11 protein-coding genes are annotated in these 14,320 nt (G+C 44.0%); 2 read left to right on the top strand and 9 right to left on the bottom strand.

Annotated elements, in window-relative coordinates:
• The first annotated feature begins 245 nt into the window (after nucleotides 1-245).
• A complete protein-coding gene (locus MHH82_RS37780) occupies nucleotides 246-1,682 on the top strand; it encodes a SulP family inorganic anion transporter (protein ID WP_042975706.1) in 1,437 nt (478 codons plus the stop codon).
• A gap of 145 nt (nucleotides 1,683-1,827) precedes the next feature.
• Nucleotides 1,828-2,748 carry a bile acid:sodium symporter family protein gene (locus MHH82_RS37785; protein ID WP_072175431.1) on the top strand — a complete coding sequence of 307 codons (921 nt, stop codon included), beginning with the start codon at nucleotides 1,828-1,830 and terminating at the stop codon, nucleotides 2,746-2,748.
• A gap of 8 nt (nucleotides 2,749-2,756) precedes the next feature.
• On the opposite strand, the gene MHH82_RS37790 is transcribed toward MHH82_RS37785, so the two are convergent.
• The 9 genes from MHH82_RS37790 to MHH82_RS37830 all read right to left on the bottom strand — a co-directional run bounded on the left by MHH82_RS37790 (nucleotide 2,757) and on the right by MHH82_RS37830 (nucleotide 14,319).
• Nucleotides 2,757-3,509, bottom strand: coding sequence for an alpha/beta hydrolase (locus MHH82_RS37790; protein WP_041850625.1), 753 nt, complete (start codon nucleotides 3,507-3,509; stop codon nucleotides 2,757-2,759).
• Nucleotides 3,506-4,516, bottom strand: a complete 1,011-nt coding sequence (gene feuC / locus MHH82_RS37795) for an iron ABC transporter permease FeuC (protein WP_072175430.1) — start codon at nucleotides 4,514-4,516, stop codon at nucleotides 3,506-3,508. The genes MHH82_RS37790 and feuC overlap by 4 nt, the downstream gene beginning before the upstream one ends.
• Nucleotides 4,509-5,513, bottom strand: a complete 1,005-nt coding sequence (locus MHH82_RS37800) for a FecCD family ABC transporter permease (RefSeq protein WP_003234979.1) — start codon at nucleotides 5,511-5,513, stop codon at nucleotides 4,509-4,511. Before MHH82_RS37800 ends, feuC begins: the two co-directional genes overlap by 8 nt.
• Before the next feature lie 18 nt (nucleotides 5,514-5,531).
• Nucleotides 5,532-6,485 (bottom strand): iron ABC transporter substrate-binding protein FeuA, encoded by a 954-nt coding sequence (gene feuA / locus MHH82_RS37805; protein WP_072175429.1) that lies wholly within the window; start codon nucleotides 6,483-6,485, stop codon nucleotides 5,532-5,534.
• A gap of 90 nt (nucleotides 6,486-6,575) precedes the next feature.
• On the bottom strand, nucleotides 6,576-8,165 hold the full coding sequence (gene btr / locus MHH82_RS37810) for a bacillibactin transport transcriptional regulator Btr (RefSeq protein WP_072175428.1): 1,590 nt from the start codon (nucleotides 8,163-8,165) through the stop codon (nucleotides 6,576-6,578).
• Nucleotides 8,166-8,355: 190 nt separating this feature from the next.
• Complete coding sequence (locus tag MHH82_RS37815; RefSeq protein ID WP_072175427.1) at nucleotides 8,356-9,600, bottom strand: exo-beta-N-acetylmuramidase NamZ family protein; 1,245 nt, start codon at nucleotides 9,598-9,600, stop codon at nucleotides 8,356-8,358.
• Between the two features lie 13 nt (nucleotides 9,601-9,613).
• Complete coding sequence (nagZ, locus tag MHH82_RS37820) at nucleotides 9,614-11,542, bottom strand: beta-N-acetylhexosaminidase (protein WP_072175426.1); 1,929 nt, start codon at nucleotides 11,540-11,542, stop codon at nucleotides 9,614-9,616.
• A gap of 27 nt (nucleotides 11,543-11,569) precedes the next feature.
• Nucleotides 11,570-12,895: an N-acetylmuramoyl-L-alanine amidase gene (gene amiE, locus MHH82_RS37825; protein ID WP_038827952.1), complete on the bottom strand. Its 1,326-nt coding sequence runs from the start codon at nucleotides 12,893-12,895 to the stop codon at nucleotides 11,570-11,572.
• A gap of 56 nt (nucleotides 12,896-12,951) precedes the next feature.
• Nucleotides 12,952-14,319 (bottom strand): PTS transporter subunit EIIC, encoded by a 1,368-nt coding sequence (locus MHH82_RS37830; protein ID WP_041850629.1) that lies wholly within the window; start codon nucleotides 14,317-14,319, stop codon nucleotides 12,952-12,954.
• Nucleotide 14,320: the final 1 nt, after the last annotated feature.

Raw genomic sequence — 14,320 nt, forward strand, 5'->3', positions numbered from 1 at the left:
GATATGATAAAATGTCTCAGACTATATTTAAGCCATTTTTTTCTTCAGCATTCATCTTGCGTAATTGATAAAAATTTATTATGATACTCTTTGTATGACAACTCCTTGCCTCAATACAATATACTCAACGTTTCCCCGTTTTCCCCGGTCGTTTTTCTTTTCATTTTCTCCCGTAAAATAAAAAAAGCTCCCAATACAATAGATATGGTGCGGATTAATTTTTTACTAAAAAGGAGTCGTTATATTTGAATAATAGTTTTACATTAAAACAGCAATGGTTCGGCAATATCCGAAAAGACATTCTTGCTGGCATTTTAGTTGCGTTAGCATTAATTCCTGAAGCGATTGGCTTTTCTATTATAGCCGGTGTGGATCCGATGGTCGGTCTTTATGCGTCATTTTGTATAGCCATTATTATTTCTATTTTTGGCGGCAGACCTGGCATGATTTCAGCTGCTACAGGCTCAATGGCAGTCGTTATGGTGTCGCTGGTTGCTGATCATGGGCTTCAGTATTTATTTGCGGCTACGATTTTGACAGGCATTATTCAGGTGATTTTAGGTATCAGTAAAATTGCAAGATTAATGAAATTCATCCCGCGTTCTGTGATGATCGGGTTTGTGAATGCGCTGGCGATCCTTATTTTCTCTGCGCAGCTTCCCCAGTTTGAAGGTGCTTCTTGGAGCATGTATGCGATGCTTGCCGGGTCGTTGGTTATCATTTATGTGCTGCCAAGGTTTACGACTGCTGTTCCGTCTCCGCTTGTGGCGATTATTGTGATGACAATTATTGCGGTCACTTTCCATGTGGATGTGCGGACGGTTGGTGATATGGGCAATATTTCTAGTTCATTGCCTCATTTCTTAATCCCTGATGTTCCGTTTACCTTTGAAACACTGCAAATTATTTTTCCTTATTCAATTGCTTTAGCGTTTGTCGGGTTGCTTGAATCTTTGCTGACAGCGCAGATTATTGATGAAATGACGGATACGGACAGTGATAAAAATAAAGAGAGCCGCGGACAGGGAATTGCGAATATCGTGACTGGATTCTTTGGCGGAATGGCAGGCTGCGCTATGATCGGACAATCTGTCATTAATACAAAAGCGGGCGGTCGCGGACGTTTGTCAGCATTTGTTGCCGGTGCTTTTCTGATGTTTTTAATTGCGGTGTTAAGTCATGTCGTGGTGAAAGTCCCAATGGCGGCGTTAGTAGCTGTAATGGTTATGGTGTCTGTCGGCACTTTTGATTGGTCTTCTTTAAAAGGTCTCAAAAAAGCGCCGCTCACGGACTCGATTGTCATGGTTGTGACTGTGGTTACGGTTGTTGTGACGGATGACTTATCTAAGGGTGTATTTGTCGGTGTTCTTTTAAGTGCCGTGTTCTTTGTAGCAAAAATCTCGAAGCTGAAAATCGTTTCTCATGCAGAGGATCAAAAGCTTAGAACGTATCAAGTGAAGGGGCAAATCTTTTTTGCGTCAGTGACTGATCTTACGAATGCGTTTATATATCAAGAGGATATTGAGCGGGTTGTGATTGACTTAACTGAAGCTCACGTATGGGACGATTCTGGAGCGGCCGCACTTGATAAGATTGTTGCGAAGTTTAAGGAACAAGGCATTGAAGCTGAGTTAAAAGGTTTGAATAAAGCGAGTAAATCTCTAATGAAACAGATGGCATAAAATAGAGAAGCCCAGATGAATGAGATCTGGGCTTTTTTATATAACATACACTTAAGCAGCATTGATATAATAGAGAGAAGAGAAATTTTAAATAGGGGACTTGCATATGATGCTTCAGAAGCTGAACCGTGTATTGGGGAGAGTGATGCCGCTGTTGACGCCGACTAGTGTGGTGCTGGGCGTGCTGCTGTCTCAGTTTTTAAATGGGTATGAATGGGCTGTGCCTTGGATCTTTGCTTTTATTACGTTTGCAGGCAGTTTAAGCGCTAACTTTCAATCTTTGAGACATGCATTGTCTCACCCTCTCCCTATGATTCTTGCACTATTCGTTCTTCATATTTTCATGCCGCTTTTTGCTTGGGGCAGCGGCCATCTTATATTTAAAGGTGATCCTTTGACGATTACCGGTTTAACATTGGCTGTTGTGATTCCTACGGGGATTACAAGCCTGATTTGGGCAGCGATGTACAAAGGGAATGTCGGTTTGACACTTTCGATTATTTTAATTGATACTGTGCTGTCACCGCTAATCGTACCGCTGAGTCTTTCATTGCTGGCCGGCGCTCAGGTTCATATGGATGTGTGGGGAATGATGAAAGGTCTGATTGTAATGGTCGTGATTCCTTCTTTTCTGGGCATGCTGTTTAATCAGATGTCATCTCCAGAAAGAACAGCGTCTTTGAGCAGTGTGCTGTCGCCTTTTTCAAAGCTTTGCTTGATGGCAGTGATTGCGATTAACAGTTCAGCGATTGCTCCTTATTTCAAATCCATTGATTTGAGATTTGCAGGAATAGCTGTAACGGTATTCTTTATCGCGTTAACAGGTTATGCCGCTGCTTGGCTGATCGGAAAAATGATGAAAAGGCGGCAAGAGGAAATAGTCTCTCTTATATTTACGGGAGGCATGAGGAATATTAGTGCCGGCGCAGTTCTTGCCGTTACGTTCTTCCCGTCTCAGGTTGCCGTTCCTGTTGTGATTGGCATGCTGTTTCAGCAGATATTGGCTGCTTTGTTTGGCTATATGCTGAATCGTTTTGAATTAAAACCAATGTTGCAGAAAGTATAAAAAACCGCTCATAGGGTTGAGCGGTTTTTTCCGTATAGCCATTCGAGCGCGTTGATGAACTGTTTGCAGAAATACTTGCGGTGATGCACCGCTCCTTTTTCAATTGAAAGATACAACTGGTCTTCAGTGAAGCCTTTTTCTTTTAGACTTTGATGAACTTGCTTTGTTTTTTTCAGCATATGTCGCTGAATGGATTGTTTTTCACGGCCTTCTTCACTCCCGACAGACATGAAAACACGTACAGTGCCGGGCTTTAAAGAAGTTATATGAATGGTTTCCGCTGCGTTCTCGTACCAGTATGAACCTGATATAGAGCCTATTTTCCCGAACATTGACGGATATTTTAATATGGCGAACATTGAGATGAGGCCGCCTAATGAGGCACCGATCATTCCTCTTGACTGCGGTTCCCTGGTGACGTTCCAGTTTTCTTCGATTAGCGGAATGAACTGGTTCGTTATATCAGACAGATAGTGATATCCCATTCCGCCGAAGTCCGTGAACCGATCACTGAGTGATGCAGCCGGCCAAGGTGTGTATTCATTTAGCCGGTTTTCGGGTTCGATACCGATCAGCACGAGTTTAGGCAGCCTTCGCTGTTGAAATGCGTTTTCTAATAATTCGATTTGGTTTTGGAACAAAGAACTGCCATCCTGCACGTAAACAGCAGGAAATCCCCCGCTGTCTGTGCTGTAGGAAGGAGGGAGGTACAGCGTGAACCTCCTGTTGCCGGCTTTGTGTTCTGAAAGAGATCCTTTCAAGCATTCTCCCCCTTTTTTTGCTTGAAAAGCAGATATAAGAAATAAGGAACTCCGAGGATCGCCAAAATGATGCCTGCGGGCACTTCTGCGGGCTGAAAAAACAGTTTTCCGGCAAAGTCTGCGCTTATCACAAGAAGCATCCCGATTAAACCGCTCAGTGGCAGGATATAGCGATGTTCGACGCCAGCCAGTCTCCGTGAGATATGGGGAGCAATTAAGCCGACAAACGCCATGCTTCCCGCTACGGAGACACAGGCGCTGATGATTGCTACACAGGCTACGAGCAGGATGGTTTTTTCTTTATTTGATGAAATGCCGAGGCTTCTGACTGTGTCTTCATCAAAACGAATGGTGTCGAGCAGGCGGGATTTGCCGATAAGAATCGGTATAAACAGCAGCATCCATGGGAGTACGGCTGTGATATACGTCCAGTTGGCAGACCAGATGCTTCCGTTTTTCCACACCATGGCCATTTGATAGTCTTGCGGGTCCATTTTTAAAGATAAAAACAAAGACAGGGCGCTGAATCCTGAATTGATCGCAATCCCTACCAGAATAATTCTTCCTGAATCTAAATTGCCTCTGTGCCATGCAAATATGTAAATCAGGATCGCCGCGATGAGCCCGCCTATCAATCCGAAGAGCGGCATTCCCATCGCTGCAGCTATGGATGTCACTTCCTTCTGGCCTTGGAATAAGAGCATAAACGCTACAATGCCGGCTCCTGCCCCTGCGTTGATTCCGAGAATTCCAGGGTCAGCAAGCCCGTTTCTCGTGATGGCCTGGATAACAGCGCCTGCAATGCCAAGACCGAGTCCAATAATAGCAGCCATAACAACACGCGGCAGTCTTAAATCGAACAGCAAAATTTCATACTGCGGATTCGGTTCGATTTGAAAAAGAGTGGAGAGCAGCTCAGCAGGACGAACAGAAAATGATCCGCTCGTTAAGCTGAAATAGCTGACAACAAGAATCAAAGCGATGAACAATGCATATTTTTTAGCCATTTTGCTCCCCTCCTTTTCGTTTAATTAAATAAAGGAAGAAAGGTACGCCGATAATGGATGTTACGACCTCAATCGGTGTTTCAAACGGATAGTTGATAAATCTGCTTGCGAGATCGCACAGGGTTAAAAAGATTCCGCCCAAAATACAGGAACACGGAATCAGCCTGCTGTAATCAGAGCCGACGAGAAATCTCGTGATATGCGGAACAACCAACCCGACAAACGCAATTTTTCCGGCCAGCGCTACGGCACTGCCGGTTAAAATGATGACGGAAAGCATCGCCATGATTTTAATGGTTTTTTTCTTTTGCCCCAGGCTTTTAGAAATGTCGTCTCCTAATGATACAGCGGTCACCTTTTTGCTGAGAGAAATGGCCATTATAATGCCAATCAGGAAAAACGGAGCGGCGAGCTTCAGGAAATCCGGACTCATTTGATGAAGTCTGGCGCTGTACCAGAAACTGAGATCCTGAGAAATTTGAAAATAAATCGACATGGCCGCTGATAAGCTGCTGAGCAGCATGCTTGTGACTGTGCCGATGATGGCGAGCTGCACGGGGGTAAATCCGTTTGGCATCATGGCGGCAAGGCCGAATACTAACACCGCTCCTAACGCTGAGCCGATAAAAGAGTATATCATCATTTCAATCGAAGATGATTGCGGGAGCAGAACCATGCAAAGCGTAATGATAAACGCTGAACCATCTGAAACACCCATAATGGATGGCGAAGCTAAATAATTGCGCGTAATGCCCTGCATAAGCGCTCCAGAAACAGCAAGGGCTGCCCCTATGAGCAGAGCGCCGGCAGCCCTTGGAATCCGGGAGTGCCAAATAATTTGATGGTCTGTGTTTCCCGGATCGAAATGAATAAGAGATGTAAAAACAATATCTGTGCTAAGATGCTTTGCCCCATAAAGGATTGAAAGCAAAAGTGACAGCGCTATAGCAAATGGAGAAGTAATCAATATGATACGTGTCCACTGTTTTGAATACATACAAAAACCTACTCTGAATTAGTTTTGTGTCAATTTTTCAGCAGCCGCTTTCAGGAAGCGGACTTTGCTCCAAGCTGTACCGCCTTGTGCGAGAGGGTCCACTGAGTTGACATACACATGATCTTCTTTGACTGCTTTAAGGCTTTTCCAGATTGGATTTTTCTCTAAATCTTTTAAGGCATCAGGTTTGTCTGCATTTTCATCATCAGAAAATTGGACGAAAATATGGTCCGGGTTCATTTCACTTAATTTTTCTAATGAAATCAGCTCTTGCGCTTTTGCAGCTTTTACTTCGTTCGGCGCTTTAAGGCCTAAATCACCATATAGTGTGGAGTTGAAATACACCTGTTCAGGGTAAATGTAAATGTTGCCTTGTCTGATTCTGATGACAAGCGCTTTTGAATCTTTCGCTTTATCATTGATTTTTGTTTTTGTTTCTTTTAGATCCTGTTCATAGTCTGCAATAATTTTCTTTGCTTTTTTCTCTTTTCCAGTCAGCTGGGCAAGCAGCATCATGTTTTCCTTCCAGTTTGAAGAGATATGAGAAACTGGGATCGTCGTGCCTGCTGTGCTGATTTTTTGAAGCGTTTTTTCCGGAAACTTTGTTGAAGCAAGGATAACATCTGGCTTCATTTCAAGAATCTTTTCAATATTTGGCTCCATTTTTTCTCCGGTTGGTTCGGCTTTATCAGTGATGTCTTTGAACATATCCGGGAATTTACCGGAGAATGAAATTGCGCCTTGCGGATGAACGTCAAGCAATTTCGCGTCTTCCATTGATTCAACGCTTCCCGTAATGGCGATTTTGTCTGTCGGTACAGTTACTTCATATGTTTTATCAAGGTATTCAATTTTCTTCTTCTCAGATGCTGTGCCGCTTGCCTTGCTGACAGTTGATTCATTTTTGCTGCCGCAAGCTGCCGCTGTCAGCGCGAGAAGCAAGATTAATAAGGTAAGAGATATCTTTTTCATCTATAGAGCCTCCTGTTCAATTGATAACTATTATCAATTGGAATTATAGAGAATGAACAGATATAACACCATGGACAAATTCCTGATTTATCATGGACAATCTCCGGATAATAAAGAAACAGTTTGCTGAACGATGCGTTCGTGCCCGCAAGCTGAGTATTCATTCCACGGGTCCAGGGATAGAAGATAAACACGGTTATTCCGTACCGCGCTTAGGTTTTGCCATGCTTCTGTCTGCTGTAATTGCTGGTAGTAAGCTATGGTCTCCGGCTCTTTAAAAAGAAAAAGCATCATACAGTCAGCTTGGTAATTTGCGATATTTTCTAACGAAATCGCTTGTTCTGAAGGTGTGTCAGCCGTTGTTGCCGAGCTGAATCCTAAATCCCCAAAGAAAACTTCGCGGACACTTCGGTTATGTGCCAGATAGAAGTTTTGCTTATGCAGCCTCAAAAAGAGAAAACGCAGCCCTTGAACGTGTTGAAGTGTTTTTTTGGCGGCTGTTGTCTGCTGGTCATAATCCGCTAGCCACTTTTCTGCTTCGGACTCCTCCTTTAAAAATGAGGCAGTTTGCAGAAAGTGGGTTCTCCAGCTTTCCTCTGAAGGAAGGTACATGACTTCTGCGATGCGATTCAGGCGATCTTGTTCTTCTGGGGAAATAGAATCCATGCTGACAATCACATCTGGTTCTGCCTGTGATAACGTGTACAGGTTTTCTTCCCACTTTTCATTAAACCGGTATGCACTGAGCTGGACGGGTATATCTGTCGAATAATGCTGATAGTAGTAAGACGTCCATTTCGGATGCAGAGCGGCCGCAAAAGGTATGTGGTGAAGAGGGATGAGATGGCCCATTGTGCCCCTTCCGTATGCGGCGATTTTCTTTCGGCGTTTTTTCATATAGCTTGTAGGTGAACAGCCTGTATGTTTTTTAAAGATTCTGCTGAAATAAAATTCATCTTGATAACCGGTTTGGTGTGCGATTTCTTTCAATTTGCAGTTTGATTTTGCCATGAGCCGTTTTGCCTTTGTGATTCGTGTTTTCGTAATAAATTCTGTTACGCTCTGTCCTGTCCATTTTTTAAAGCTTTCACTGTAGTGTTTGGCACTGATTCCTGCCATTTGCGACAGCTGGGCTAGCGTGATTTTTGTATCGGTATGGGTTTCGATGTAGTGTTTTGTTTTTTCGATTGCTGAATGTGTATCCGTTTGATCAGATAAACTGGCAGTAAAAAGGTCATAAATCAGGCTTTGTACTTCAATCCCACATTTTAGCTGAGAAAGCTGAGACGATTCATTCCATAGTGCGGCAAGCTCTTGAAGCCGGACTGCAAGATTCTCGATATGCGAAACATTCATAAGCTTCAGGTTGGCTAATTCCGATTCTGTGCACGGTGTGTAAATATCTTGGCCGGCTTCCTTGATATAGCTTTGAAGCCTGATCAGACAGGCATCTATATGTCCATCGGCTGCTGGCGTAAAGCCAAAGGTCTCGTTAGGCGGGCAAACATAAAGTGTCTTTTTTTGCAAAGGATTGGTGTTTGTTCCGATCGAAATATAGCCGTTTCCTTTTAAATGAAAAATCAGCACGAATGAATCGGCTAATTGCTGTTCTGAGAAGAGATCACTTGTCTTTTTTAGATATTCAATTTGTACCGGTTGATAAATCACTGCATTTTGCACGAGTAGACCACCTTTTCAGAAACTTTCAATTGATAATCATTTTCAATAAAAATTGTACCAAATAAATGAAAGTTTTCCTATATAAAGCGGGTGGGTTTTTAGCATGAAAAAAACCCTTACTTATGTGTAAAAGTAAGGGTCTTTCGTTCAGTAAGAATATGTTACACGTGTAACATACGATGCTTACATTCTAATAAATGAGATATTTTTTTCTTGTTTTGCTGAATTGTTGGAGTGTTTTTTCATAGCTGTTTATGATGTTCTCAATCGAAGTTCCATTTTCAATTTTTGTCCTGATCCAGCTGTTGCCTGCCAGTTTATCGAATGAACCTGTTGATAGGAACTCAAAATCCTCAGGATAGAGATCGTGTATGGTTTTAATGACTGAAAGACCCGTTTTAACGGCTTCAAACTTATCTCTGTCTGTCACATAGAGCTGCACACCGTGGCAAAGCGTTCCTTGATGTTTAGAAAACGTCGGTGTGAAGGATGCTGCCCTAAATGTAACGCCCGGCAAATGGAGGCTGTTTAATGTTTCTTCAAGTTCTGTGCTTTTGATAAAAGGAGCTCCGATCAATTCGAATGGTTTTGTTGTCCCTCGCCCTTCGGATATATTTGTTCCTTCAATCAGCCCGGTTGCAGGATAAACAAATGTGCTTTCCACCGTCGGCATGTTAGGCGAAGGGAGGACGAAAGGCAATCGGGTATCGTCAAAATCCATTTTTCGTTTCCAGTGTTTCATTTTTACCACTGTAAGATCGGCATCAATATCAAATTCTTTGTTGAACAGTAAAGCCAATTCGCCTATCGTCATCCCATGCTTCAATGGAATGGGATACAATCCGACAAATGAGGCGTATTCAGGTTCTAAGATTGGTCCTTCAATATGATTCCCGCCTTGAGGATTCGGACGGTCCAGCACCATAAATGGAATGCCGTTTTCTTTAGCGGCTTCCATTGCGTATGCCATTGTATAAATGTACGTGTAGAAACGGGTCCCGACATCCTGAATGTCAAACATTAGAATATCGACATTTTTCAGCATTTCTGGAGTCGGTTTTTTCGTTTTTCCGTAGAGGCTGTATACGGGAACCCCGGTTTTTTCGTCAATGTAAGAGCCTACTTCGTCTCCAGCCTGGGCGTCACCGCGGACGCCGTGTTCAGGGCCGAATAAAGCTGTCAGTTTGATATCTGGGTTCTCGTAAAGAATATCGACACTGCTTTTCAGAGATGCGTTTACTCCGGTTGGATTGGTGATCAGTCCGATGCGTTTTCCCTTGAGCTGTTTTTTATAGTCTGGCAAGAGCGTGTCTATCCCAGTCTGGACTTTAGGTTTTTTAGCCGTTTGATTCTTTGAATCGTTTGAAGCAGAGGCAGCGGTTATCGTTCCGAACATTATGAGCCCTGTCAGAAAAGCGAATATTGTTTTTCTCATGTGTCCCTCCTTATTAAAGCGGTCTTCCCGTTTTGATATTTAATCCGTAGCCAAATGGGTAAAGGGTGTTCCCTGGTTTCGTGACTGACGGAATGTCAACTGGAAGTGTGCCTTTAGGTTTTGCCTGGCCGAATATCGCCATCACTCCGGCCGGAATATTAGGTTGAAGATAACGGCCATTTGCGTATCCTTTAAAGCCATAGACTGCAATCAGTGCCTTTGCTTCTTCGAAATTGGCTGCGTCATAGGGGTTGCGCAGGCTCATTAAGACAAATGGTTTGTTGTGCTGCAGTGCGGCTTTCATGACAGCTCTCGGAAACACGGTGGCCCATTTGCTTGAATCTGATATTGTGTCGTCGATGACACCGTCGTTGACGACAGGGTCATTTTTGACGACATAGGAGCCGGTTATGATATAATCAGCCTTTTTTACTTGTTTTGCATGCTCGGCATTAAATATTTGGTTGGCAAAATTCATTTTGTCGACAGATACGGGTTTGATTTTCTTTCGCTTGATGAGATCGTGAATGGTTTGTTCGATTGAAGCAGTTTGTTCTTCGTAAGGTGCCACAATTAAGATTCGGCTGCCTTTTTTAGGCTTGAACGGCAAAGTGTGCTGTTCATTTTTTAATACAGTTACTGCTTTTTCAGCTATTTTTTTCTCTGCTTTCAGGTGCTGCTTGCTTCCTACGATTTTTTGGGCTTTGGCTATTTTTTCTTTTGTACTGTCGCTGTTTCGCGCTGGATACATGCCGCGTTTTATTTTCAGGGAAATGATTCTTTCAACTGATTTGTTGATTTGTTGTTCAGGGATATCCCCGTTTTTCACGGCTTCTTTCAAAGCTTGAATAACACGTGCGAATTTCTGTTCTTCTTTCATTGAAGTGACTGAGGCTGGCATTAATGCAATATCGACACCAGCTTTTACGGCCATGACCACAGCCTCTTCCTGTCCGAAATGATCTGCAATTGCCTTCATATTGAGCGCATCGGTAACGATGACCCCATTAAAGCCCATTTCCTGACGAAGAAGACCTGTCATCACTTTTTTTGAAAGTGTAGCTGGAACCTGAATGTCCGATCCATCGAGTTTGCTTTTGTAAGTGGTGTCATCAAAGGCGGGAAACTGAACATGGGCTGTCATCACCATATCAGCACCAGCATCAATTGCTTTTTGGAAAGGATAAAGCTCGACCTCACGAAGCCGTTCTTGGCCATGGGAAACGAGCGGCAGTCCATAATGGCTGTCAACGTCCGTGTCTCCATGTCCCGGGAAATGTTTGAGGGCAGACGCGATATCCTGCCGCTGCAACCCTTTCATCGTATATAAACCGAGGCGTGATGTCAGTTCTCGATTGGAGCTGAATGACCGTACGCCGATTACAGGATTATTAGGATTATTGTTAATGTCCACGACAGGGCTGAAATCTGTATTGATGCCTAAGGCAGAGAGCTCTTTCCCGATGATGCTGCCGGTCTGATACGCATTGATTCTGCTTCTGGCTGCGCCCAGCGCCATATTCCCTGGGAAATTAGTGCCCTCCCCTAACCTCGTTACAATGCCGCCTTCCTGATCAATACTCAGCATGAGCGGGATTTTTGGACTTGCCTTTTGGTAATCGTCTGTCAGCTGGACAGTTTGTTTTGTTGTTTTTACATTTTCTGCAAAAAGGATGATGCCTCCGAATTGATATTTCTTGACGAGGCTGGCGACTTCATCATTCATTTCTGTAAGGGCTTGCGGAGAGGACTCGCCTTCCTTTTGCCAATTTCTAAAATCAGGCATCAGCATCTGGCCGAGTTTTTCATCTAACGACATACGATTGACAATCTGATTGGCATCGATTGAACGTTTGGATGCAGAGGCTTCTGTCTGTCTGGCCCCGAAAAAGCATGAAAGAAAGAGAACGGCTGAAAGGATAAGCGGAAAGACAGGTCTCATAGAAACTTCCTCCTATCGTCTAATCATTCACTCCATCGCTTCATAAATCGCGGTTATGACACTTCCATAACTGCCTGTTGCAAATTGATCACCCTCAAAGACGTTTGGATTTTCTTCCGGATCAATAACTGGTGTATGCTTTTTATTTGTTAACAATGCGATGCCTAAATTGTATGCTGGATCAATAATTGTAACTGTCCCTGTCCAGCCGGTATGCCCGTAAGCATTTTCACTGGCATGAGGGCCAAACATCCATTCCATGCTTTTACTTCCGTTCCGCCTCCAGCCAAGAGCGAATGTCGGGTCTGTTGCTGAAGGTGCTTTAAACAGGTCGGCTGTTTTCTGATCAAATAAAGAAATGTTTCGGTATGAACCTTTGTTTAACATGACTTGCAGCAGTATGGCCATATCATCTGCATTTGAGAACAATCCGGCATGCCCAGACACGCCATCCATTGAGTAAAACGCTTTTTCGTCATGCACCTCTCCTTGCAGCGTGTTTGTGCGGATGTTAGGGAATTGAATAACGCCGTCACGTGTATTGCCCATGCGTTCAGTAGCTGCGAACTGTTTCGGTTTAAAGCCCTTTTGCAGCGGATTGTACAAGGTATGCTTCAGCCTGAGCGGTTTGTAGAGCTCTTGCTCCGTGTAGACATCAAGCGGTTTGCCGGTGAGTTTTTCGACAATACATCCGAGTAGCATATATCCAATGTCACTGTATACGTGCTTTGTCCCAGTTTGGTAATCGAGCGGAATTTTCGTCAAATATTCAATCGTTTTGTCCCGTTCCTGGGAATAGTACTTGCCGGCTTTTTCCGGCGTGTAAAAGTAAAAGCTTGATGGGAGCCCTGATTGGTGCTGGAGGACATCGATGACACGTATCTTGTCTTTTCCTTTTATGAGGTCACCCGGCTGATCCTTGAAACCCGGCAAATATGCAGAAACTTTTTCATAGACGTCAAGTTTTCCTTGGCTGACTAAGCGCTGCAATGCAAAATTTGTTGCGTACATTTTTGTATTTGAGGCTAAGTCAAACATCGTGCGGGTTTTCATTTTGGCCGGACGGCGCAGCAGTTCTGATCCTTCGTACTTTTTACTGTAGCCGTATGCTGCTTTTTTTATGATGCGTCCATCCTTCACCACCACAAGAACGGCGCCTGGAAATCCTGCTGCAATATCCCGTTCTATCATCTGATCTACCTTCCTTAGCTTCTTCGTGGAGAATTGTGCAGTTTCTGCATTTATGGTTTTCGGCTCAACCAAGTTGTCTGCTGTTTGTGCGAAGGTTTCATTTGGCGCGAATATCGATAGGGTTAAAATGGCACTGAATATGAACAGTGTCTTTGTTTTCACAGGCTAGCCCCTTTCTGTGCTTCTATCCCGTTTACTATCCCTAAAACAGAAACAATTTAATCGAACTGAGAAGCCATTTCATCTTTATATCCGAATGCATAGGTCAATAAAAAGCCGGCCGCGTAGGAAATAAAGAGCCCAACGATATACAGGATGATTTGCGAAGGCAGGACTAGAAAGGAAAGCGGCAGTCCGGAGACACCAATCGCAATGGTGGCTACTTGAAAATACGCTTGAAAGGCACCACCGATTCCAGCTCCTAAACATGCTGTTAAAAACGGACGGCCAAGCGGCAGCGTGACTCCGAAAATAAGCGGTTCACCAATGCCGAGCAGTCCCGATGGAAGCCCGCCGGCGATTGCTTTCCTCAGTGTTGTTTTTTTCGTCTTCACGAAAACGGCAAAGGCCGCGCCTACCTGTCCTGCACCTCCCATAGCCAAAATAGGGAGCAGAGGATCATCGCCAATTGAATTGATCAGTTCCATGTGCACAGGCGTCAAGCCTTGATGCAGTCCGGTTACGACGAGAGGAAGGAAGGTTGCGCCCAGAATAAAGCCTGCAGCGATGCCGCCGATGTCCAGGATGGACAGAAGGCCGGATGTAATGGCATCAGAAATGAATCCGCCTAAAGGCATAAATACGACATACGTTACGATTCCGGTGATTAACAGTGAAACGGTGGGTGTGACAATGATATCGAGTGATTGAGGAATAAAACGGCGAATAAATTGTTCGGTGTAAGCAATGAATATGGCTGCGAAAAGGACGCCGATCAGACCTCCCCTGCCCGGGAGAAGCTCTTCTCCAAATAAACTGATTTTTGCGATCTCCGGATTGATAATCAAGATCCCGGCCAAAGCCCCAAGTGCGGGTGTCCCGCCAAATTCTTTCGAAGCGTTAATACCGACGAGAATGCCGAGATAAGTGAACAGCCCTGATCCGATGACTGTCAGGATAATCGCAATTTGTGAGTCTGCAGAGAGCCAGCCTGCTTGAATAATTGCTTTGGTAATCCCAGTAATTAAACCGGAAGCGACTAGAGCGGGAATAAGAGGGATAAAAATGCTGGCAATTTTACGTAAGAAAAGTTTAAAAGGAGTGGCGTTTTTTCGATTGATATCGGCTTTCTTTTTGGCCGCAGCTTCTTTGACATCGGCACCTTCTTCTGCTGACACGAGCTTTGAGAAAGCAGCTGTAACATGATTGACGACTCCTGTGCCGAGGATAATTTGTAAGGTTTCAGCTTCAACGACCCCCAATACGCCGTCAAGCTTTCTTAAACCCTGAGCATCTGCTTTGCTTTCATCGTAAGGCGTAATGCGCAGGCGTGTCATGCAATGCGTATATGAAGAAATATTGGATTTTCCTCCGCATAGCTCAAGGATTTTCTGTGCGAGATGATGGTAGTTATTTTCTTTGCTCATT

This window comes from Bacillus sp. FSL K6-6540 (assembly GCF_038007545.1).

Excerpts from the sequence above, each read along its gene's own strand:
- MHH82_RS37785 (WP_072175431.1), top strand. The coding sequence starts at position 1,828 with ATGCCGCTGTTGACGCCGACTAGTGTGGTGCTGGGCGTGCTGCTGTCT.
- feuC (WP_072175430.1), bottom strand. The coding sequence starts at position 4,516 with ATGGCTAAAAAATATGCATTGTTCATCGCTTTGATTCTTGTTGTCAGC.
- MHH82_RS37800 (WP_003234979.1), bottom strand. The coding sequence starts at position 5,513 with ATGTATTCAAAACAGTGGACACGTATCATATTGATTACTTCTCCATTT.
- feuA (WP_072175429.1), bottom strand. The coding sequence starts at position 6,485 with ATGAAAAAGATATCTCTTACCTTATTAATCTTGCTTCTCGCGCTGACA.
- MHH82_RS37815 (WP_072175427.1), bottom strand. The coding sequence starts at position 9,600 with ATGAGAAAAACAATATTCGCTTTTCTGACAGGGCTCATAATGTTCGGA.
- nagZ (WP_072175426.1), bottom strand. The coding sequence starts at position 11,542 with ATGAGACCTGTCTTTCCGCTTATCCTTTCAGCCGTTCTCTTTCTTTCA.
- MHH82_RS37830 (WP_041850629.1), bottom strand. The coding sequence starts at position 14,319 with ATGAGCAAAGAAAATAACTACCATCATCTCGCACAGAAAATCCTTGAG.